This window comes from Devosia geojensis (assembly GCF_000969415.1).
GTDB lineage: Bacteria > Pseudomonadota > Alphaproteobacteria > Rhizobiales > Devosiaceae > Devosia > Devosia geojensis.
The window spans coordinates 14,140-34,624 of record NZ_JZEX01000052.1; the positions used below are offsets into that span (position 1 = coordinate 14,140).

General features: G+C 66.4%; 19 protein-coding genes and 1 other RNA gene. 8 read left to right on the plus strand and 12 right to left on the minus strand.

Annotated features, from left to right (window positions below; all coding sequences use genetic code 11):
* The first annotated feature begins 18 nt into the window (after positions 1 to 18).
* On the plus strand, positions 19 to 891 hold the full coding sequence (serB, locus tag VE25_RS04125) for a phosphoserine phosphatase SerB (protein ID WP_046107332.1): 873 nt from the start codon (positions 19 to 21) through the stop codon (positions 889 to 891).
* On the plus strand, positions 888 to 1,427 hold the full coding sequence (locus VE25_RS04130) for a GNAT family N-acetyltransferase (protein ID WP_046107333.1): 540 nt from the start codon (positions 888 to 890) through the stop codon (positions 1,425 to 1,427). Before serB ends, VE25_RS04130 begins: the two co-directional genes overlap by 4 nt.
* Here VE25_RS04130 and VE25_RS04135 read toward each other — a convergent pair.
* The 9 genes from VE25_RS04135 to VE25_RS04175 all read right to left on the minus strand — a co-directional run bounded on the left by VE25_RS04135 (position 1,424) and on the right by VE25_RS04175 (position 7,907).
* Positions 1,424 to 1,609 (minus strand): DUF2065 domain-containing protein, encoded by a 186-nt coding sequence (locus VE25_RS04135; protein ID WP_046107334.1) that lies wholly within the window; start codon positions 1,607 to 1,609, stop codon positions 1,424 to 1,426. The two genes, VE25_RS04130 and VE25_RS04135, sit on opposite strands and share 4 nt — an antisense overlap.
* Positions 1,606 to 2,715: a protease modulator HflC gene (hflC, locus tag VE25_RS04140; protein ID WP_083988708.1), complete on the minus strand. Its 1,110-nt coding sequence runs from the start codon at positions 2,713 to 2,715 to the stop codon at positions 1,606 to 1,608. Before hflC ends, VE25_RS04135 begins: the two co-directional genes overlap by 4 nt.
* A gap of 3 nt (positions 2,716 to 2,718) precedes the next feature.
* On the minus strand, positions 2,719 to 3,837 hold the full coding sequence (gene hflK / locus VE25_RS04145; RefSeq protein WP_046107350.1) for an FtsH protease activity modulator HflK: 1,119 nt from the start codon (positions 3,835 to 3,837) through the stop codon (positions 2,719 to 2,721).
* Positions 3,838 to 3,912: 75 nt separating this feature from the next.
* On the minus strand, positions 3,913 to 4,422 hold the full coding sequence (locus tag VE25_RS04150) for a dihydrofolate reductase (protein WP_046107335.1): 510 nt from the start codon (positions 4,420 to 4,422) through the stop codon (positions 3,913 to 3,915).
* Complete coding sequence (locus VE25_RS04155) at positions 4,419 to 4,898, minus strand: GNAT family N-acetyltransferase (RefSeq protein ID WP_046107336.1); 480 nt, start codon at positions 4,896 to 4,898, stop codon at positions 4,419 to 4,421. Before VE25_RS04155 ends, VE25_RS04150 begins: the two co-directional genes overlap by 4 nt.
* Positions 4,895 to 5,902, minus strand: coding sequence for a DUF4424 domain-containing protein (locus VE25_RS04160; protein WP_046107337.1), 1,008 nt, complete (start codon positions 5,900 to 5,902; stop codon positions 4,895 to 4,897). Before VE25_RS04160 ends, VE25_RS04155 begins: the two co-directional genes overlap by 4 nt.
* 20 nt (positions 5,903 to 5,922) lie before the next feature.
* Positions 5,923 to 6,261 (minus strand): nucleoside triphosphate pyrophosphohydrolase family protein, encoded by a 339-nt coding sequence (locus VE25_RS04165; RefSeq protein WP_439328893.1) that lies wholly within the window; start codon positions 6,259 to 6,261, stop codon positions 5,923 to 5,925.
* On the minus strand, positions 6,258 to 7,052 hold the full coding sequence (locus VE25_RS04170) for a thymidylate synthase (RefSeq protein WP_046107338.1): 795 nt from the start codon (positions 7,050 to 7,052) through the stop codon (positions 6,258 to 6,260). Before VE25_RS04170 ends, VE25_RS04165 begins: the two co-directional genes overlap by 4 nt.
* A gap of 27 nt (positions 7,053 to 7,079) precedes the next feature.
* Positions 7,080 to 7,907, minus strand: a complete 828-nt coding sequence (locus VE25_RS04175; RefSeq protein WP_046107339.1) for an isocitrate lyase/PEP mutase family protein — start codon at positions 7,905 to 7,907, stop codon at positions 7,080 to 7,082.
* 214 nt (positions 7,908 to 8,121) lie between these two features.
* Here VE25_RS04175 and VE25_RS21675 point away from each other — a divergent pair, with 214 nt between their 5' ends.
* The 4 genes from VE25_RS21675 to VE25_RS04190 all read left to right on the plus strand — a co-directional run bounded on the left by VE25_RS21675 (position 8,122) and on the right by VE25_RS04190 (position 9,788).
* Positions 8,122 to 8,541, plus strand: a complete 420-nt coding sequence (locus tag VE25_RS21675) for a hypothetical protein (protein WP_152664502.1) — start codon at positions 8,122 to 8,124, stop codon at positions 8,539 to 8,541.
* Between the two features lie 70 nt (positions 8,542 to 8,611).
* Positions 8,612 to 8,965, plus strand: a transfer-messenger RNA (tmRNA) gene (gene ssrA / locus VE25_RS22200).
* Positions 8,966 to 9,065: 100 nt separating this feature from the next.
* Positions 9,066 to 9,557: an SspB family protein gene (locus tag VE25_RS04185; RefSeq protein ID WP_046107340.1), complete on the plus strand. Its 492-nt coding sequence runs from the start codon at positions 9,066 to 9,068 to the stop codon at positions 9,555 to 9,557.
* A gap of 12 nt (positions 9,558 to 9,569) precedes the next feature.
* Positions 9,570 to 9,788: a ribbon-helix-helix domain-containing protein gene (locus VE25_RS04190; RefSeq protein ID WP_046107341.1), complete on the plus strand. Its 219-nt coding sequence runs from the start codon at positions 9,570 to 9,572 to the stop codon at positions 9,786 to 9,788.
* Here the strand turns inward: VE25_RS04190 and VE25_RS04195 are convergent.
* Both VE25_RS04195 and VE25_RS04200 read right to left on the minus strand, forming a co-directional pair.
* The gene (locus tag VE25_RS04195; protein ID WP_160299947.1) at positions 9,781 to 13,452 is read right to left on the minus strand and encodes an AsmA family protein; all 3,672 of its coding nucleotides are present in this window, start codon (positions 13,450 to 13,452) and stop codon (positions 9,781 to 9,783) included. The two genes, VE25_RS04190 and VE25_RS04195, sit on opposite strands and share 8 nt — an antisense overlap.
* Before the next feature lie 181 nt (positions 13,453 to 13,633).
* Positions 13,634 to 15,829, minus strand: a complete 2,196-nt coding sequence (locus VE25_RS04200; RefSeq protein WP_046107343.1) for an esterase-like activity of phytase family protein — start codon at positions 15,827 to 15,829, stop codon at positions 13,634 to 13,636.
* A 211-nt stretch (positions 15,830 to 16,040) separates the two neighbouring features.
* Between VE25_RS04200 and VE25_RS04205 the strand changes: the two genes are divergently transcribed.
* Entirely contained in the window at positions 16,041 to 18,377 is a 2,337-nt protein-coding gene (locus VE25_RS04205; protein ID WP_046107344.1) for an ATP-dependent helicase, read from the plus strand.
* A 293-nt stretch (positions 18,378 to 18,670) separates the two neighbouring features.
* On the opposite strand, the gene VE25_RS04210 is transcribed toward VE25_RS04205, so the two are convergent.
* Entirely contained in the window at positions 18,671 to 18,961 is a 291-nt protein-coding gene (locus VE25_RS04210; protein ID WP_046107345.1) for a putative quinol monooxygenase, read from the minus strand.
* Between the two features lie 147 nt (positions 18,962 to 19,108).
* On the opposite strand from VE25_RS04210, the gene VE25_RS04215 reads away from it, so the two are divergent.
* Positions 19,109 to 19,978 carry a 50S ribosomal protein L11 methyltransferase gene (locus tag VE25_RS04215; RefSeq protein WP_046107346.1) on the plus strand — a complete coding sequence of 290 codons (870 nt, stop codon included), beginning with the start codon at positions 19,109 to 19,111 and terminating at the stop codon, positions 19,976 to 19,978.
* Positions 19,979 to 20,485: the final 507 nt, after the last annotated feature.

Consider the following 20,485-nt stretch of genomic DNA (forward strand, 5'->3'; position numbering starts at 1 on the left):
CCCGGGAACCGAAACGACATGCAGGTCCTCTGCCTCATCACCAATCCCGCCGATCCGGAGCTCGACACCGCGCTCGCGGCGCAGGTCGTCAAGGAGGTCGGCGGCGAGCTCGACTGGCTCGACCACGGCATTGCCTGCGAGATCATCGGCCCGAAGTCAACCGAGAGCATCGAGGCTGCGCGCGCACTGGTCGCCGGCAAGGCTGTCGACGTCGCTGTCGTGCCCGCCGAGGGACGGCGCAAGAAGCTTCTCATCGCCGACATGGATTCCACCATGATCAACGAGGAGTGCATCGACGAGCTGGCCGATGCGCTGGGCTTGAAGCCTCAGGTGGCAGAGATCACCGACCGCGCCATGCGCGGCGAGCTGGACTTCGCCGCCGCTCTCGATACCCGCGTTGCCCTGCTCAAGGGGCTGGAGCGCAAGGTGATGGAGGAAATCCGCCGCGAGCGCATCACGCTCGCCCCCGGCGGACGCGCCCTCGTCCACACCATGAAGCAGTACGGCGCCTATACGGCGCTGATCTCGGGCGGCTTCACCTTCTTTGCCGACCACATCGCCCGCCGCATCGGCTTCGACGAAGCGGTCGCCAACACCCTCGACTTCGATGGCGACCAGCTGACCGGCACGGTCACCAAACCCATCGTCGACAAGTCGATCAAGCTCCAGCGCTTGCAGGACCTGGCCGCCGAGAAGGGCCTTGCCATGACCGACACCATGGCTGTCGGCGACGGCGCCAACGATCTCGACATGATCCGCGCCGCCGGCTTCGGAGTTGCCCTCCACGCCAAGCCCGCTGTCGCTGCCGAAGCGCAGATCCGCATCGACCACGGCGATCTGACCGCACTCCTCTACCTGCAGGGCTACCACGAAGAGGAATTCGTGCGATGAGGATCGAGACCGAGCGCCTGATCCTGCGCCCATGGGAAGAGCGCGACCGCGCGCCTCTTGCGGCCATGCTCGGTGATCCACATGTCATGCGCTTCTATACGCACCCACGCAGTCGCGCGGAGGCAGACGGCTGGTTCGACAAGATGGTCGCCGATCTTGCGACCGGCATCACTCGCCTCGCTGCCGAGCGCAAGGACGACGGTGCCCTGCTCGGGTTAGTAGGGCTAGCCGCGATCGAATTCGAGATACCCACCGCTCCAGCGACAGAAGTCGGTTGGGTGCTCGGCAGTTCCTACTGGGGCAAGGGTTATGCTCCTGAAGCGGCGAAGGCGTGCCTCGACTACGCATTCACGACGCTGCACCTGCCGGAAGTCGTCGCGTTCACCACGCACCAGAACCTGCCCAGCCAGCGCGTGATGGAAAAGATCGGTATGCGCCGCGACCCTTCGGCGGACTTCGACCACCCGCGGATCCCCGAGGGCCATCCGCTGCGCCCGCACGTGCTCTACCGGATCACCAATCCGCGTCCCGCCTAGCCGCGCACGATCCACAGCAGCACGAGCCCGACGAGCGCGTAGGCCAGCGCACCGGTCCTTAAATGCGATGCTGGCAACGCCATGAGCGTTGCCAGCATCCGTTTCATCTGCTCGGGAAAGGCTGCATAGAGCAGCCCTTCCATGACGAGAGCCAGCGCCAGTGCCGCGAGGAAGTCGCTCACTGACCGGCGGGCGCGGGCGCCTCTTCAACCGGCGCGACCGGACCGTCCTCGACGGGCGCGGGTATCTGCGTGCCCTGCGTCGGCTCGAGCGAGGACCCGTCGTCGAGGGTCAGGGACGGAGGAATGGTCTCCTCGATCCCCAGCCCGTCGAGCGCCGGCTCATCGGTGGTCGCAGGCACCTGCACGTCCTCATTGGGCGTGATCGGCGTCGGGAAGCTCTCGCTCGGCGCCGGCAGCTCGCCATTCGATCCGAAGTAGCGGAAGAATTCGGAGTCGGGCGAGAGCACCATAGTGGTGCCGGTGCCGGTGAGCGCCGTGCGGTAGGACTCCATCGAGCGGTAGAACTCGAAGAATTCCTCATCCTGCCCATAGGCAGCCGCGTAGATGCGGATGCGGTCGGCATCGCCGTTACCGCGGATGATTTCCGCATCGCGGGTCGCCGCGGCCACGATCTCGACCGCCTGACGATCGGCGATGGCGCGCAGGCTCTGCGCCTGCTCCTGACCGCGGGCGCGCAGAAGCGCGGCTTCCGCCAGACGCTCGGCACGCATGCGCTCGAAGGTGCGCTCCTCGACCTCGCGGGCAAGGTCGGTACGCAGGATGCGCACATCGACGACCTCGATGCCGAGCTCGGCCATGTCGGGCCGGATGAGGTCGCGCGCCTCGCGCATCATCTGCGGACGCTGCTCGGAGAGAGCCGCGTTGAACTCGCGCAGACCATAGACCTGGCGCAACGCCGCATCGAAGCGGGTGGCGATACGGTCTTCGGCGACCGAGAGCTGCCCAAGGGCGCGCTCACGGAAGAGCTGTGGGTCGACGATGCGATAGGTGAGGAACGCATCCACTTCGTAGAACGCGCCGCCCGACACCTGCACGGTCATGTCGTCGAGGTCGTACCGCAGCAACCGATCCTCGACGATCTGGACGCTGTCGACGATGTCGGTGGGAATCTTGAAGTAGAGGCCGGGCTGCGAATGGACAGCGGTGATCTGCCCGAAACGCATCACGATCGCCTGCTCGCGCTCGTTGACGATGTAGATCGACGAGAAAAGGACGTAGAGGCCGGCGAGGATGAGGGCGCCGATGACGAGAAGACGGTTTGTCATGGCTTAGTTCCCCGATCCGGAGGGAGTTGTCGACGTGGTGGTGGAGCGCGAACGCAGCTCCGGCAACGGCAGGTAGGGCACGACCCCATTGCCCGCGCCGGATTCGACCAGCACCTTTTCGGAAGAGCCGAGCACCTGTTCCATCGTCTCGAGGAAGAGGCGCTTGCGCGTCACCGCCGGAGCGTTGACGTATTCGGCGAACACCGCATTGAAGCGCTCGGCCTCACCGGTGGCTTCCTGCACGACGCGGTTGGCGTAAGCCGCCGCGTCTTCGCGCAGCTGCGCCGCCTGACCGCGGGCATCACCCAGCAGCGTGTTGGCATACTGGCGCGCTTCTTCCTGCAGGCGGTCTTCGTCCTGCTCGGCGCGCTGCACCTCGTTGAAGGCGTCGGCGACTTCCGAGGGCGGAGCCGCGTTCTCGATCGAGATCTGGCTGACGCGGACGCCGAGCTGGTAGCTGTCGAGGATCGCCTGCGTGATATCGCGCACTTCGAGAGCGATGCCTGCACGGTCGTCACGGAAGATGTCCTGGGCGGGACGGCGCCCGACGATTTCGCGCATGGCGCTTTCGCCAGCCGCGCGCACCATCGCTTCCGGATCGCGCACGTTAAAGAGATATTCGGACGGGTTGGAGACCGCCCACAGCACCGAGAAGCGCACGTCGACGATGTTCTGGTCGCCCGAGAGCATCAGGCCCTCACGGTTGCCGGCGCGGTTGCCGCCGCCGGTTCCCGTGCCGATCACGGTCTGGTTCTCGGTGATGACGACACGCTCGACGGTCTCTACGGGCCAGAAGAGGAAGTGCAGCCCGGGCATCGAAAGCTCGTCCTTGGGCTGGCCGAAGCGCAGCTCGACGCCGACTTCCTGCGGGTTGACCGTATAGATGGAATTGAGACCCCAGAAGGCCAGCAGCGCTACGACGCCGCCCACGATTGCCCAGCGCCCGCCGGGCACGCCACCCTGGAAACCGCCCTGGAACCGATCCCTGCCGCGATTGAGGATATCTTCGAGATTGGGGGTTCCGCCCCCGGGCCGGCGTGGGCCGCCGCCACCACCTGGTGCCTGCCCCCAGGGGCCGCCATTGTTACGGCCGCCTCCGCCACCATTACTCTCCCACGGCATCATTTACCCTTTGTTGGTTGGAGTTCGGTCGCACCTATATAGGGAAAGGGTCTTGGCCGATCAATGAAAAGCCCGTTACCGGCGCTCGTACACCTTGACGCGAAACGCCGCACCGTCCTTTTCGCCGGGCGGCACGTCCGGTTCCTCGACGACCTTCCACTCGCTCGCCTCGATCACCGGAAACGTCACGTCACCTTCGGGCGAGAGCGCCACGTGGCTGATATAGAGTCTGTCCGCCAGCGATATCGCCTGCCGGTAGATCTCGCCGCCGCCGACGATCATCACCTCGTCGGCCCCGTCTCTCGCGGCAATGGCGCGGGCATGGGCGATGGCCTCGTCGAGGCCGCTCATCACAATCACGCCATCCGGCGCATAGCCAGCCTGCCGGGTGACCACGATGTTGGCCCGTCCCGGCAAGGGCTTGCCCACCGTCTCGAACTGCTTGCGCCCCATAACGAGGGGCTTGCCCATGGTCGTGCGCTTGAAAAAGGCCATGTCCGAGGGGATGCGCCACGGGATCGTCTGGTGCGCGCCGATCACCCCGTTCTCGGCCACCGCCGCGATCATCGCAATCTTGACACTCATTGCTGCCCCAGCGCCAGAAGCGCCTCCCCATCGACCCGGCAGGTCAGCCACTCCTCATGCAACCTGGCGCCTTGTGCCTTGTAGAACGCGATGGATGGCGCGTTCCAGTCGAGCACGTGCCACTCGAACCGTCCGAGGCCTTCGGTGACGCACCGGCGAGCCAGATGCACCAGCAGCGCCTTGCCGATCCCCTTCCCGCGAGCACTCGGATCGACGAACAGGTCCTCCAGCCAGATGCCGTGCCGGCCCTTGAAGGTCGAGTAGGTGTAGAACCAGAGGGCGAAGCCCACCGGTTCGTCCGCCCATTCGGCGATGTCGCAGTAGACCTTCGGGCTTTCCCCGAAGAGATCGCGCTCCAGGTCCGTCTGGCTTGCGACGACCTCATGCGAAAGCTTCTCGTAGTCGGCCAGCGCATGCACAAACCCATGGACGGTCCCGGCGTCCCTGGGCTCGGCCCGGCGGATGGAGAGGCTCACTCGTAACCCTCTTGCCGATCGAGGATCAGGATATCGAGGTCTTCGTCGGGCCAGAAATCGGTCTTGACCATCTCGAACGTGGTCGGGCCGGTTTTGGTCACGTCCTCCCCGCAGAAGGAGACGAGGTTTTCCGGCGCGCCCTTGTCGATGGTGAGACGGAACCGTTCGATGGGGCCGTTCCAGTTGGCGCCGGTCCGGAGGATGTAGGAAATCCATTGTTCGGCGAACGGCGCGCTCCACGGTTCGCCCTCCTTGGCGGTCTTGCGCACAGCGCTGAGGAAAGCCTCGTCCGTGCAGTACTTGCGCGCATATTCGGCGGCGGGGTCGTAGCCGTCATAGGGTTCGGAGAGGAAGCTGACGCCGACCGTGCCGCCGACGCTCGGCTTGTAGCGGTGCTCGACCGTCACCTCCTCGCCGGCGGGGAAGGTGGCATCCCATGTATAGGTGGCGCGCCAGGTCCACATCGGCCAGTACTTGGTCTGCATGCCCTCGCCCGCATCGAACTCGTCGGTACCGACGAGGCCCAGATGCAGCATCTCGGCGATCGCGGCCTCATCGAGCGCGTCCACAGCATCCTGTGCTTGCGTCGAGATAGGCATCAGCGGCAGGTTGCGCCCTTCGAGATACCCGGTGCGATCGACGCCGAAGGCATAGGCGTACTGGTAGAGCGTCGTTTCCACCGGCTCGCCGTTGAACGTCGTCTCGAACTCGAACGGATTGTCGTCCGGCCCCTGGGGGAAAGCGACCGGCGACCAGTAGTCCGGGACGATGTCGGGCATGGGAAAGGCGACCAGCACGCTGCGGTCCGCCTCCCCCTCGTTGCGAAAGACATAGCTGACCCGGATCTCTTCGGCCGAGATGTAGAGGTCTTCGCTCACCATCTTGATGTCCGGGTCGATGACAAACTCGAGCCCGCCCGTCGAGAGCACGGCGGCGGTATCGTTGGCGACGGCTGCGGCTGGAACCGACAATGCAAGGCATGCCAATGCTGCGCTCAGCTTCATTCCAATCCCTCCCCTTGGAACTATCGCACCTGCTGCCGGACGGCATCTTCTTCGAGACGCGCGAGCCACTTGCGTGCAAGGGCCGCTTCGAGATCGACGCCGTGGTGGCGGGCAAACAGTAGCAGGCTTCCGAGCAGATCGGCAGTCTCGTCGGCAAGCTTTTCGGCAATGGCTGCGTCGGTCGCATCGCCCTTGCGGCCACGCCCGCTCGCCCGCAGCACCTCGGCGGTGAGTTCGCCCAGTTCCTCCTGGAGCTTGAGGAGGTACCAGTCGCCGTCTCGCTCTATGGAGAACACCCGTGCATACCGGTCCGAGACGCGGGCGACGCCCTCGGTGAGTTCGGCCAGGGTCCGGCTCAAACCGCTACCTCCGCCTTGATATGCGGATGCGGGTCGTAGCCTTCGATGGTGATGTCCTCGAAAACGAAGTCCTCGAGGTTCTTGACGTTCGGGTTGAGCGTCAGTCTCGGCAGCGGCCGTGGCTCGCGGGTTAACTGCAGGCGCGCCTGCTCGAAGTGGTTCGAATAGAGATGCACGTCGCCGAAAGTGTGGACGAAATCTCCGGGCTCGTAACCCGTGACCTGCGCGACCATGTGCGTCAGCAGCGCATAGGAGGCGATGTTGAACGGCACGCCGAGGAACGTATCGGCCGAGCGCTGATAGAGCTGGCAGGAGAGCCTTCCGTTGGCGACATAGAACTGGAAGAGGCAGTGGCATGGCGGCAGCGCCATCTCGTCCACCTCGGCCGGGTTCCAGGCCGAGACGATGTGCCGGCGCGAATCCGGCTTGGTCCTGATGCTCTCGACGAGGTTGGCGATCTGGTCGATGTGCCGCCCATCCGGCGCGGGCCAGCTGCGCCACTGCGAGCCGTAGACCGGGCCGAGGTCGCCGTTCTCGTCGGCCCATTCATCCCAGATCCTGACGCCCCGCTCCTGCAGCCAGCGCACATTGGTCTCGCCGCGCAGGAACCAGAGGAGCTCGTAGACGATCGACTTGATGTGCAGCTTCTTGGTGGTCAGCAGCGGGAAACCCTGCGACAGGTCGAACCGCATCTGGTAACCGAAAAGCGAGCGCGTGCCGGTGCCGGTGCGGTCCGATTTGTCGGTGCCGTGCTCGAGGATATCGGAGAGAAGCTTGAGATAGGGCTGCATGGCGGCAGGATATTCCGATTCTGGCGCTCAGGTCTCCCTCGCCAGCAGCGCGTCCACCCTGGAGCCCGCAATGGATTGGCTCAAGGAGCTGAAGTCCCCTTCCCCGAACATTGCCGTCGCCGCGTCGTGGATGACCCGGTGCGTTGCGCGGGCCAGCGCCGAACCGAGCGAGATGCGCGCCACGCCCAGCGCGGCGAAGTCGGCGCGCGAGAGCTTCGTATAGCTGGCGGCAGCCAGCGCGTTCACCGGCTTGGCCGTCGCGGCGCAGACCGCGCGGAGATCCTCAGTCGTCGGAGGCAGCGGAACATAGAGACAGTCGGCGCCGGCTTCGTCGAAGGCGCGGATACGGCGCAGCGCTTCGTTCATGTCGTAGGCGCCGTTCATCACGCCGTCGGCGCGCGCGACGAGCACGAAGTCACGCCCGAGTGCCCGCGCCGCCGCCGCTGCCGCCCGGATGCGCTCGACGGCGAGCTCGAAGGGATAGGCGGACGAGCCGGGCAGCGCCGTATCCTCGATGGAAATCCCGGCCAGTCCGACCTCGGCGGCAAGCCGCACCGTCTCGGCGCAAACCTGCGGCGCCTCGCCGAATCCGTTCTCGAAATCTCCGGAGACCGGCACGGCCGTCGCCGCGACCAGGTCCTGGGCATGCGCCAGCGCCTCGTCGCGAGTGATGTGCCCTCCGTCAGGGCGTCCCAGGGTGAAGGCGTGGGCAGCCGACGAGGTCGCGATCGCCTGTGCCCCCAGCGCCGCGAGCATCCGCGCCGAACCTGCATCCCAGGCGTTGGCGAGGATGAACGGATCGACCGGCTTATGGAGCGCGCGAAAGGCTGGACCGGGATCGTGGCGCTGCGTCATGACGAATGCTCCTCGTGTCCTGCCGGGTATGGCTGAGCCGATGGTCGGTTGCAAGGCGCGGCTGCCACGCCCTCACAGTCGAAATGTGATCGCCCGAGGCGCATCACTTCTGCGTGTCGCCGGACTCCTGCCGCAGTTGAAGCGCCCTACTAATCGCGCCGCCAAGCGTGCGGCCCGTACGCGCGGCGGCGATTGAGACTTCCAGGAGGTACTCATGAAGCGCTCTGATCCTTTGGAAATGCAAGTAACTGCCGAGCCCGTCGCACAGCTGGCGATGACTCGCAGCGAGCGTATCGAGCGGTGGGCCAAGCTGCTCCAAGAGCACGAGGGACGCATCAGTCCCCTGCCGGGCATCGAGTACATGCCCGAAGCGGAACGCCGCCAACTGACCGGGCCCTACTACCCCATGACCGTCGCCTTCGCCGATCCGGTATTCCGCGCCCTCGGCCTCAAGAGCGACAAGCTCGGCGACGCGATGGACTTCTTCGAGCTGAGCCTCGAGGACGCCCACCAACTGATGTGCGAGTGCGTCAGCACCGGCTCGATGATTGCCGGCCGGCTGCACGGCTATGCCGAGACCGGCCGCTATCCCGGCTTCTGGGATCACGCGCGCAGCATCTTCGCGCGCGGCTGACCCAAGAGACCTGACCTCAAGCGAGCGCCACCGGCGCTCGCCCCACGAAGCCGTGGAAGTGCCCTCGAGGGTATTTGCATCCGGCAGGCCGGATGCCTATATTGGACCTGCCGGCAACGGCTATGGCGATAAATGGCCATCGTAATAAACCTTTCGGACCCGGGGGCGGTACCCGGCGTCTCCACCAACTTCTCCGGCGTTGGCCGGCCAATGGGGACGAAATAGGATCGACGAGGGCGTAAAGGGTGTGTTTTCGCTCGGCATGGCACTACCGTCATCAGGCCATCCTTAATAGTTGCCAACGACAACTATGCTGAGGCCCGTCTCGCTGCGTAATGCGGCGCGATAGCCTCGTTTAAAAGCCCTTCCGCTCTAGCAGGTGGAAGGCGGGGTTCGCAGGCACCTGGCAACAGAAGCCTGCACTCTATCCTTCAATTCCCCGGTGTTTTGCCGCTTTCTCCTTGAATTCCGGAGCGGGCTGGGGCTGATATGGCTCACTGGATTCTCGCATACCCGGAAGCGCCATGGCCGAAGATCTCATCCGCTACGACATCCTGACCCAGGAGGCCCTGCGCGGCGTCGTGCGCAAGGTGCTGGCGGAAGTGGCCAAGGCGGGGCTCCCGGGCGAGCACCATTTCTTCATCACCTTCGTCACCCGCGCACCGGGCGTGCGCATCTCCCAGAAGCTGCTCGACCAGTACGACAAGGAGATGACCATCGTCCTCCAGAACCAGTTCTGGGACCTCAAGGTCAACGAGACGAGCTTCGAGGTGGGCCTTTCCTTCGACGGCCAGCCGGAAATGCTCGTCATCCCCTTTGCGGCCCTCAAGGGCTTCTTCGATCCGTCGGTGCAGACGGGCATGCAGTTCCACGATCTCGGGGAGCCGTCGGATGCCGGCGACGACGAGGCCGCAGACGAACGCGCGGACGACGCTCCCGACGACGGGCCGGAGGATGCGCCCGGCCAGCCCGGCGAGAAGGTCGTCAGCCTCGACGCCTTCCGCAAAAAGCCCTGACGCCTCCGCGCGTTGGAAAAGCGCTCGCTCAGCATCGCCGGCCACCGCACGAGCCTTGCGCTCGAGCCCGAGTTCTGGGCCGGGCTCGAGGCCATGGCCCGGAGCCGCGAGCTCTCCCTGCCCCAGATCATTCAGAAGATCGACGAGGAACGCACGACCGTGAGCCTGTCCTCGGCCGTACGCCTTGCCGTGCTCGACTGGTACCGGACTCAGGCCGGCGAAATCAGTTGAGCGGTACGCCCAACGGCTGATTGACCGGCTGCTGCACCAGCGGTCCCGGCAGAATTGGCGTATTGATCCCCTGCTGGAAACCGGGCTGCAGCACCAGCGGCCCCGTCGGGGATGTCGGCGCCTGAGGCTGCGGTTGCGGCGGGGTCTGTTGTGGCGGCGGCTGCGGCTGTTGTTGTTGCCGCTGGCGTGCGGCCTCCTCGGCGGCCCGGCGTGCAAGCTCCTCCGCCCGCTGGCGCATCTGCTCCTCGATCAGCCGGTTGCGCTCCTGGGCAGCGGCGCGCTGGCGGGCCTCGTCTTCGAGGCGCAGCGCCTCCAGCCGCTCCACCTCGATCTCGTTGGCGCGCGTCTGGATGGCGGCGACCATCGTGTCGAGATCGAGGGCGCGTTCCGGTGCCAGCAGCGTGCCCGAGAGGCGCGAGGTGATGCGCGCCGTATCGGCGCCGATCATCCCGCTTTCGTCGACGAAGCCGCGCGGCGTCATGGTGAAGGCTCCGTTGAGCCCCAGCGTGTCGAGCGCCACGTCGACGCCTCCCGCAAGCCGCGCGCCCTGCCCGTCCACGCTGAGGTTGGCGAGCCGCGCCACCCCGCCGGCGATGGTAAAGGCTCCATCCGCCGTCTCGGCACGGAAGGGTCCGACATCGAGCGCCATGCGGATGACGTTGCTTAGGGCATCCGCTTCCATATCGAGGATATCATCGAGCCCGGCCACGGTCTCGTAGGTTTCGGGCGCAAGGCTGTCGACGGTGAGGCCGGCGACCGAGAAGCTCCCTTCGCCGGAGAGCGTGCCGGCAACGGCGCGCAGGTCCGCCCCGCTCCCTTCGAAGCGCACGCCCCCGCTGACGGTTCCGGCGAGCGAGCGCGAAACGGCCGGCGGCAGCACCCGGGCGAGATCGAGATCGCTGAGGGTCGCACGCCCGCTCACGGTCTTTTCGGCGAGCGGACCGGCGCAGCAGACGGTCACGTCGGCAAGGATGCCGCCGCCCTCCAACTGCGCCTCGAAGCTCGCCAACCGCAGGCGTCTGCTGTCCCATGTCAGCTCGAAACTGGCGTCGGTCAACCAGGGCTGGTCGGCGAGCGTCATCTGCGGCGCGGTGATCGCGACGCTGCCGCGCGTCTGCCAGGGCGTCTCGTCGATGACGAGGGGGCCGTCCGGCACGGGGCCGTCGTCGAACCGCAACAGGCCCGAACGGCCAAAGAGCGAGACGGCGAGACCTTCGGCGCTCGCCTGCTCGAGCGAGATGGCGCCGGCAACCTGCGTGGTGGCCCCGGTGCGCGACATGGAAAGCTCGCCGCTGAACCCGGCATCACCCGAATGCCCCTCGATATCGCTAAGCCGCAATAGCCGCATGCCCTCGAACACGATTCCGGCCGTGCCCGAAACCTGCGGCAGCGAGAGGTCCCGGCCGCCGGCGACGCGCGCAACGCCGCCGATATCGGCAAGATCGAGCTCCACCGTGCCGCTGCCGTGGATTTCCTCGCCGGCGAGGGCGATCTCGCCGCGAAAGCCGATGCTCTCGGCTCCCGAGCTCAGATTGACCTGCGTCCGCAATCCGTCAGCGGGAACACCCGAGACGTTGACCGCCGCGAACATGTCGGTGACATCCCCGAAAATGCCCTCCTCGCCGAGCCCGAGCTGGCGGGAGAGTCCGCCGGCATCGCTCGCCTCGAGGAACATGCGCCCCTCGATCGGTGCGCGTGCGAGACCCGTCAGTCCCTCGCCGAGCTGCGCCGATCCGCTGATCCTGGCCGCGCCCGCCGTGCCGTTGAACTCCAGCGCCTGCCTGCCTCCGGCATCGGGCTCGGCAAGATCGAGCACGAGAGTTGCCGGCAGCGAGGCCGAGAGCGCCTGCCGCCAGCTTTCGGGAACGCCGAGCGCATCGAACGCCCGCACAAGTCCGGGCGCTTCTCCCGTCTGCACCGAGATATTGCTGCGCCCCCAGACGACAGGCTCTGCGATCGTGCCGCGTGCGTCGAGAACTGCATCGAACTCCACACCGCCGAGGTCGCGCGCCGCCAGCCGATCGAACTCAAGCCCCGAGGCCGACCAGTCGCCCTGCGCCACCAGCGCCTCGCCCGCAAGACCGAGAATATCGGCAGACGCCGCCTCGAGCGCGAAGCTCCCTTCCGGGAAGGAGGCGCCGAAATTGCCTGTGCCGCCAATGTCCGGCACGAGGGCCAGCAGCGCGTTGCTGTCGCCCGCATCGAGATTGCCGAACCGCCCGACGACATCGAGCCGCGGCTCGCCACCGAACCCGATGCGCAGGTCGGCGCGATGGCTTTGCCCGTCGAGGGTGAGCGCCCCGTCGGTCAGGGCCAGGGCGTCCGAACCGAGGATGACGCGAGCCCGGTAAGCCGCCGGCATGTTGAAGAGCGGATTGTCCTCGGCCGGCCGTCGCCACAGCAGCGCCAGCGCATCGAGCCGCGACACCGCGACGGAGACAGAACCGGTGAAGCCCGGCCGCCCGGCCTCGACCGTCAATCCGCCGTTGCCGCGCACTTCGGTGTCGCCCGGCAACCGTGCGATGAACTGGCCGACGCGCCACACCTCACCATCGGTCTCGGCATCGACCCGCACCTCGCGCAGCGAAAAGCCGCGCAGGTTCATTTCGGCAAGGTCGACGCCCACCCGCCCCGGAATGGGCGGCAAGGGCGGCGCCGGCAGTTCCTTGAGCAGGCGCACCAACTCATAGGGCTGGCTGGCGGCATCCTCGGCCGCGTCCCGCGGCGGCAGGGCGAAGACACCGCCGGAGATCACCGCATCGAAGCTGTTGCGCGCGCCAAGCTGCACGCTCGCCGCACCCGTAAGGCGCGTGCCCGGCCGGTTTTCGTCGGGCAGGAGCGTATAGCCGGAAAGCACCAGCCGGTCGGTGCTCGCCTGCACGCGGCTCTCCAGCACCATGTCGCCGCGAATCTCCTCGGCGGCGGCAGCCTCTGCCGGCGCCTGCCGGTAGGTCATGCTTCCGTCGAAGCGCGGCGCGACGCCCGGCGTAAAATTGCCCTCGGCGGTGAGCGAGAACCCCCGCTCGCGCGTCTCGATGAGGGCAAACAGACGGCTGTTGCCCTGCCCATCGGGCGCGGAGGTGTTGAAGCGCACGCCATAGCGCGCATCCCCCTGCGCCGTCGTCCCCTGGAACTGGAAGGGACCGGAGAGAGCGGAAAGGCGCAGTTCCCCGTCGATATCGTCGAAGGTCGCGGTCTGCTCCGACCTGATGTCGAGCACACGCAGACGCCCATCGAGGATGCGGGTCTGCTGGAGCGAGACGTTCGCGGTCTCCGGCTCGCGTGCGAAGGCCATGCCGGTGGAGATCAGTCCGCTCTCGTCTATGGTGACATCGACGACGGGCCGGGCCAGCACCAGGCTGGTCAGCCGGTACTGGTCGCGCAGGAACTCGATCAGCGAGAACTCGGCCTCGACCGAGGCCACGGTCACCGCCGGCTCCTCGAGGTCGCCCACGACCACCTCGGAGAACTGCAGGCGCGGCTGCGGCAGCAGCGAGAAATCGATGTCCCCGAGGATGGTGACCTCGGCGCCGAGCACGCCGGACGCGAGCTCCTCCATACGGTCGCGGTAGTCTCCCCACGCAACGAATCGGGGGACGACGAAAGCGGCGACCAGAACGAGGATCGCGACGAGTCCGACGACGATGTAGATGCGGTTCAACACTGCTGATGCTTCTTGCTCACGCGGCAAGTGTAGGCAAGCCCCCGGCCTGCGCAACCCCGCCAAACCTGCCACGACGGCACGAATGCGGCCTGCCCGTGGCCGGGTCTATCACGCTTGCGTCAGCGGTCAATAAAACGGCCGGGCTATGAAGCCCGGCCGCACTGTTTGAGCGGAACGGCGGTCAGTCGATCTTGAACGACCAGAAGAAGGTCTCGCCCGAGCTGTCGTCGACGCCGTCGTTGTCGGTGATGACATAGGCCGTGCCGTCGGCGGCGATGGCGAGGCTCTCCACCTTGTCGACCACGTAGCCGTTGTTGGCCTCAAGATCGGGGATGAGATCGCGCACCAGCTCCTTGGTGACGGTCGGCAGTTCGCCGCCGAGCGCGGCGGGCACCAGCTCGCTCACCGGTACGCGGTAGACGGCCTTGAGACCGGCGTTGTCGGCAATCTGGTTGTCGCGCTCGATGAGATAGACATGGTCGCCATGGAGGGTGATCTCGCTGAGGCCGACCCAGCCGCCTTCGGGAGCAGCTTCGAGCGGATAGCGCACGGCGCCCCATTCCTCGGTGGAGGGCTTGTAGGAGACGAGCTTGACGAAGCCCTTCTCGTCATCCCTCCACTCGCGCTGGATGGCGATCCAGAGGGTCATGTCGTCGCCCTCGCCGATCGCGGCTATGCCTTCCGAACCGGAGCGGATCTCGTTGGCCAGCAGCTCGGCGGGATAAGCGATCTCGTCCTCGATCTCGCCATCGGCGTTGACGTGGAAGAGCGCGTGCGGCACGAGCTCGCCGGTGTCGCCCTCGGACGCCAGCCAGAAGCCGCCTTCGCCGTCCTGGGTGATGCCTTCGAGGTCGAGCTTCTGGGCCGGCTCGCCATCGCGGGTGATCACGGTCTTGGCGACGATCCGGGCCGGGGTCTGCGTGGCATCGACCGTGTAGATCGCCGGCTGGTTCCAGTAGGCGCTGTCGCTGACGACGTAGAGGGTGCCCGGATTGTCGGCGTCGGCCACGGCGCCGGAGAGAGCCCCCCAGGTGATCGGCAGACCGCTCTCGTCATTTTCGGAGATGATCTGCGGGTAGTTCGGCTGGTCGACGTCCTGCAGCTCGAAGATCATCACATGGGCGCCGGCCAGACCATCGACGCTGAGGTCGGTCTCGTTGGCGGTGACGTAGAGGTTGCGGGACGGAATGGCCAACGCGCCCTCGGGACCGACGCCCGAGGGAACCGACTGCCAGTATTCCGGATCGGCGCCGGTATCCTTGTAGATGGCGACGAGCGAGGACCGTTCCTGATTGACGAAGATGAACGTGGTGTCGCCGAACGTGCCGACTTCCATCCCTTCGGGCTCGACGCCCTTGGCGTCCGAGCGCCCTTCCGGATAGTGGCCAAGACGCGCCGCCTCGTATTCCATCGACGGGCCGCTTTCGTAGAGCTCGGTGCCGTCCTTGTGGAAGATGGTGAAGCCGCGCGAGCCGCCGTTCCAGTCGCCCTCGTTGGCGATGACCAGGCGGTCGTTGTCGATCCATTGCACGGCGTCGGGCTCGCGCAGGCGATCGGCCTGGGTATCCGTGAAGCTCAGGCGCCCGTCTTCCTTGGTATCGATGTTCTCGAGCGTCACCGAACCGGCCGAGAAGTGGCTGGTGACCTCGCCCGAGACCGCATCGATGATGACGATGTGGTTGTTCTCCTGGAGCGTGACGGCGAGCGCATTGGCGCCGTTGAAATCGGTGTACTCGGGCTCGGCGTCTTCCGGGGCGATGTCCGCGAGGCCGGTGATGTCCGTCACCCGCATGGTGCCGCAATCGACCGCGCCGCCCTCGGCCACGTCGAAGAACGTGATGTTGCCGCTCGGCAGCTGCGGGATGGCGCCGTCATTGACGTCCTCGTCGCGCTGGTTCTCCATCGAGATGGCGATGATGGTGCCGTCGTGGTTCTTGGCGATGGCGTCGGGCTGGCCGCCGAGGTCGCACGTCGTCTCGATCTGCTTGCTGGCGATGTCGACGATCGACATGTAGCCGGAAGGCTGGGTGAAGTCCTCGGTGGTGTCGACCGTGACCAGCGCCTTGTCGCCGATGACGGTGACCGAGGTCGGCGATCCGTCGAGGGCAAGGAAGCCGCCGGGCTGAGGCGCGGTCGCGTCGGTGATGTCGATGAAACCGATGCCGCCGACCAGGGCGTTGGAATAGATCAGCGTCATACCGTCTTCGGTGGCGTAGATGATCTCGGCGGAATTTTCCTGCGAGCCGGGCTCGATATCGGGCGTGTTGAGCGCCACCGGGAAGCTGGCGATGCGGTTGAAATATTGCTCGGCACCGGCGCTGGCCGTGCCGGCGAGCAGCGCCGCGGCAAGCGCGGCGATGCGTTTCGTCTGACGCATTGGGGTCCCCCTGTCGTGTTCGTCCTCGAACGAGGCAACCCCGATTAGGCACCGGGCAAGACGCTGGGATGAACGTGGGATGACGGTTCCATGACAGCGCCGCCGTCCTATACATCGTCGCCATCCCCGCCTATATTGGCGATGAGAACAAAATGAGATTCGTCAAGAGCCGCGGCCCTCCCCCTTGGCTGCCGGTAATCGAAGGACGCCAATGCCCGGAGTGCCCTCGCTCGACCGCCCGCCAGCGGGCCCGATCACCAGCCAGCTCGGCCGGCGCGACCCCGCGTACCTCGACGGGCTCAACCCCGAGCAGCGCGAGGCCGTGCTGACGACCGAAGGCCCGCTGCTGGTGCTGGCCGGCGCCGGCACCGGCAAGACGCGCGTGCTGACCACCCGCATCGCCCATATCCTCACCACCCGCCTCGCCCGTGGCGCGGAAATCCTCTCGGTGACCTTCACCAACAAGGCCGCCCGCGAGATGAAGGAGCGTATCGCCAGGCTCGTCGGCTCCTCGGTCGAGGGCATGCCGTGGCTGGGCACCTTCCACTCGATCTCGGCCCGGATCCTGCGCCGTCACGCCGAGCTCGTGGACCTGCGATCCGATTTCACCATCCTCGACACCGATGACCAGATCCGCCTTATCAAGCAGCTGCTGGAGGCCGAGAACATCGACGAGAAGCGCTGGCCGGCCCGCCAGTTCGCCGGCATGCTCGACACCTGGAAGAACCGGGGCCTGCTGCCCCGTGACGTCTCGGAAGCCGACGCCGGGTTCTTCGCCAACGGGCGCGGCCGCAAGCTCTATGCGGACTATCAGGCGCGGCTGAAGGTGCTCAACGCCGCCGACTTCGGCGACCTGCTGCTCGAATGCATCCGGCTCTTCCGCGACAATCCGGACGTGTTGGCCGAATACCATCGCCGGTTCAAGTACATGCTGGTCGACGAGTACCAGGACAGCAACGTCGCCCAGTACCTCTGGCTTCGCCTCCTCGCGCAGGGCAAGCCCGCCAGCGAAGCCAATCTCTGCGTCGTCGGCGACGACGACCAGTCGATCTATGGCTGGCGCGGCGCCGAGGTCGACAACATCCTGCGCTTCGAGAAGGATTTTCCCGGCGCCAAGGTCATCAAGCTCGAGCGCAACTACCGCTCGACCGGCAACATCCTTTCCGCCGCCAGCCACCTCATCGCCTTCAACGAGAGCCGTCTGGGCAAGACGCTGCAGACCGACGTCGCCGAGAAGGGCGAGACCGTCTCGGTCACCTCCGTTTGGGACAGCGAGGAGGAAGCGCGCAGCATCGGCGAGGAGATCGAGCAGTTCCAGCGCAAGAGCGAGCCGCTCAATTCCATGGCGATCCTGGTGCGCGCCTCGTTCCAGATGCGCGAGTTCGAAGAGCGCTTCATCACCCTCGGCCTCAGCTACCGCGTCATTGGGGGCCCGCGCTTTTATGAGCGCCGCGAAATCCGCGACGCGATCGCCTATCTGCGCGTCGTCGCCAACCCCTCCGACAGCCTCTCCTTCGAGCGCATCGTCAACGTGCCCAAGCGCGGGCTCGGCGACACCACGATCCGCACGCTGATGGAGACCGCGCGCCACCAGAATGCGCCGCTGACCGCCGCGACCCGCATGCTGATCGAGACCGAGGAGCTGAAGCCCAAGCAGAGGACGACCTTGCGCGAGCTTCTCGGCCAGTTCGACGCCTGGAGCGAGCGCGCCCGCGGCATCCCGCATGCCGAGCTCGCCGAGCAGATCCTCGACGAGTCGGGCTACACGGCCATGTGGCAGAACGACAAGTCGCCCGACAGCCCCGGCCGGCTGGAAAACCTCAAGGAGCTCGTGCGCTCCATGGAGGAGTTCGAGACGCTGGGCGGCTTTCTCGAACACATCTCGCTGGTCATGGACCGCGACACGGTCGACGCCGAGGACGCCGTCTCGATCATGACGCTGCACTCGGCCAAGGGCCTCGAGTTCGACACCGTGTTCCTGCCCGGCTGGGAGGAGGGGCTCTTTCCCAGCCAGCGCACCATGGACGAGCTCGGCCGCGCCGGGCTTGAGGAGGAGCGGCGCCTCGCCTATGTCGGCATCACGCGCGCCAGGAAGCGCGCCCGCATCAGCCTCTCGCAGAACCGGCGTATCCACGGCCTCTGGCAATCGGCCCTGCCCTCGCGCTTCCTCGACGAGCTGCCGGCGGACGCCGTCGAGGTCAAGGACACAGGCTCGTCCTATGGCGGCTACGGCTATGGCGGGGCCACGGCAAGCCGCTTCAACAAGATGGACCCGTTCGAAAGCGTCTACGAAACGCCCGGCTGGCAGCGCGCCCAGCGCCAGCAGGCCAGCCGCAAGAGCGCCGGCCCCATGACCATCGATGGCGAGCTCGTCGCGCGATCGGTCAACGATCCGGGATCGAGCTCGGCCTTCAAGCTGGGTGAGACGGTGCTGCACCTGAAGTTCGGCCACGGCAAGGTCAGCGGCGTCGAGGGCAACAAGCTGACCATCGATTTCGAGACAGCGGGCCGCAAGAAGGTGCTGGACAGCTTTATCCGCAAGGCTTGAACTCCTCTCGTCCCTTCCCACCAGCTGTCATTCCGGCGAAAGCCGGGATTCAGTAACCGCTGGACCGCCGTGTGTCCCCAACCCATTCCTTCCACAGGGTCATTCCCGCGAAAGCGGGAACCTCTGTTTTGCTTGATTAGCCCTGTAACGGAGGTCCCCGCTTTCGCGGGGATGACCCTGAGTGGTGGGAGTTGTCGTGCCAACTGGCGCGATCGGCGGTTACTGGGTCCCGGCTTTCGCCGGGATGACAGGCGGTGGATATGCCAGTTTCGTGCCAATTCCGCCCATTCCTCTCAGAGCCCCACCCCGCCCACCGGCTCGGTCTCGAACTGCTCGGCGAAGCCGGCGATGATGGGCATCGCCCTGGCGATCACCGCACGGACCTCAGGTATCTGCAGGGAAGCGGCGTGGCTCTCCTTGCTGTCCCAGACTTCGCTGATCCAGATGGCGTTCTCGTCCTTGGAATCGCGCGCAACGATATAGTTGAGGCACCCGGGCATTTCGCCGGTGCTCTCCATGAGAATGGCGACGAGCTCCTCGCGCTTGCCGGGCGCCGCCAGCATCTTGCCGATCAATCCGTACATTTCTCCGCCTCCGGCGACTCATGTTCCTCGATGGCACGATAGCGCCGGCCAGCTGCGGCGGGGACAAGTTTATCATCGCGCGGGTAGCCGTTGACTTGGCGGCAGGAGTTGGCGCAACAAGGCGCATCGCCCCCGAGGTTCCGCCAGATGCCCGTCGACCAGCTCACCGCGCCGCTCAGCAAGCAAGAGGCCTATGCCCTCGTCGATGCGGTGATGGAGCGCGACGATCTGGCGCTGACGGCGTCGGCCCACGAGGACGAGGAGACGGGCGACTGGTACTTCGAGGCGACCTGCGACCACCCGCCCGATCTTGAATCGTTTTCTCAGCTTGCCCGGCAAGTGCTCGGCGGCACCATCGATTTTTCCGTCGAGCCGATCGATCCCAAGGTCAATTGGGTCGCCAGATCGCTGGAGGGACTGGCCCCTGTCGTCGCCGGCGGTTTCTACGTCTACGGCAGCCACGAGACCGGCCCGGTGCCGCACGGGCTGACGCCCATGCGCATCGATGCCGCCCAGGCCTTCGGCACCGGACATCACGAGACGACGACCGGGTGCCTCGAAGCCATCGACATGGTGCTGAAGCGCCGCCGCCCCAAGTTCCTGCTCGATGTGGGCACCGGCACGGGCGTGCTCGCCATCGCCCTCGCCAAGCGCCTCAGGACCCCGGTGATCGCCACCGACATCGATCCCGTCGCGGTCAAGACGACGCGCGAGAACGCCTGGGCCAACGGCGTCGGCAAGCTGATCTTCCCGGTCGAGGCGACCGGGCTCGACCACCGCACCATCACCGACAACGCCCCCTACGACCTGCTCGTCGCCAACATCCTCGCCGGCCCGCTGGTGGCGCTCGCCCCCGGCATGGGCCGGATCGCCGCGCCAGGCGGCACGGTGATCCTTTCGGGGATCCTGCGCCACCAGGCGGTCCGCGTCATCAACGCCTATGGCCGCCAAGGCATGACGCTCCGCCACCGCCTCGACCGCAAGGACTGGTCGACGCTGGTGCTGGAGAAGCACTAGGCGCGCGGAACCTCCGCCCGGCCTGCGGCCTCACGGTTCCTCCTCAAGTCTCCCGCTTGCTGCGGGCTAACGGCGCGGGGCGGTCTCGAGCCTCGAACCTATCGATATAAAGAACGGGAGGCTTTCGCCCGCCCCGCGCATCCGGATGGTGGGTCTTTGCCGGTTGGATTACCGCCAGGGGCTTTCCGACCTGCCTTGACCCGCCAGGCCCTTGGGGCATTTCCCCCCGTAGCTGGGGGTGACGGGCGCGGGGGCGGATGGCTACGTAGCCGCCTCCCGGCAAAACAGGTGCGGAGGTAAGCCGCCCGGCTCGCTCCGGCTCGGGACCCTGCAGGGCGACCCCCGCTGACCCGGACCCTCCCACCGGCGTTTCGTCGACACCGCGTCGTGCGGGAGGTGGGAAAGAGTATGGGGCTGCCACAAGCTGCGGGGATAAGTATTTCTTCCTGCGCGAGATCAATGGGTTGGGCACCGTCTCCCCTCCCCCTTGAGGGGAGGGGTCGGGGG

Excerpts from the sequence above, each read along its gene's own strand:
- VE25_RS04200 (WP_046107343.1), bottom strand. The coding sequence starts at position 15,829 with ATGCGTCAGACGAAACGCATCGCCGCGCTTGCCGCGGCGCTGCTCGCC.
- VE25_RS04130 (WP_046107333.1), top strand. The coding sequence starts at position 888 with ATGAGGATCGAGACCGAGCGCCTGATCCTGCGCCCATGGGAAGAGCGC.
- VE25_RS04160 (WP_046107337.1), bottom strand. The coding sequence starts at position 5,902 with ATGAAGCTGAGCGCAGCATTGGCATGCCTTGCATTGTCGGTTCCAGCC.
- VE25_RS04215 (WP_046107346.1), top strand. The coding sequence starts at position 19,109 with ATGCCCGTCGACCAGCTCACCGCGCCGCTCAGCAAGCAAGAGGCCTAT.
- VE25_RS04185 (WP_046107340.1), top strand. The coding sequence starts at position 9,066 with ATGGCCGAAGATCTCATCCGCTACGACATCCTGACCCAGGAGGCCCTG.
- VE25_RS04170 (WP_046107338.1), bottom strand. The coding sequence starts at position 7,052 with ATGCAGCCCTATCTCAAGCTTCTCTCCGATATCCTCGAGCACGGCACC.
- hflC (WP_083988708.1), bottom strand. The coding sequence starts at position 2,715 with ATGACAAACCGTCTTCTCGTCATCGGCGCCCTCATCCTCGCCGGCCTC.
- hflK (WP_046107350.1), bottom strand. The coding sequence starts at position 3,837 with ATGCCGTGGGAGAGTAATGGTGGCGGAGGCGGCCGTAACAATGGCGGC.
- VE25_RS04150 (WP_046107335.1), bottom strand. The coding sequence starts at position 4,422 with ATGAGTGTCAAGATTGCGATGATCGCGGCGGTGGCCGAGAACGGGGTG.
- serB (WP_046107332.1), top strand. The coding sequence starts at position 19 with ATGCAGGTCCTCTGCCTCATCACCAATCCCGCCGATCCGGAGCTCGAC.
- VE25_RS04205 (WP_046107344.1), top strand. The coding sequence starts at position 16,041 with ATGCCCGGAGTGCCCTCGCTCGACCGCCCGCCAGCGGGCCCGATCACC.
- VE25_RS04210 (WP_046107345.1), bottom strand. The coding sequence starts at position 18,961 with ATGTACGGATTGATCGGCAAGATGCTGGCGGCGCCCGGCAAGCGCGAG.
- VE25_RS04175 (WP_046107339.1), bottom strand. The coding sequence starts at position 7,907 with ATGACGCAGCGCCACGATCCCGGTCCAGCCTTTCGCGCGCTCCATAAG.
- VE25_RS21675 (WP_152664502.1), top strand. The coding sequence starts at position 8,122 with ATGAAGCGCTCTGATCCTTTGGAAATGCAAGTAACTGCCGAGCCCGTC.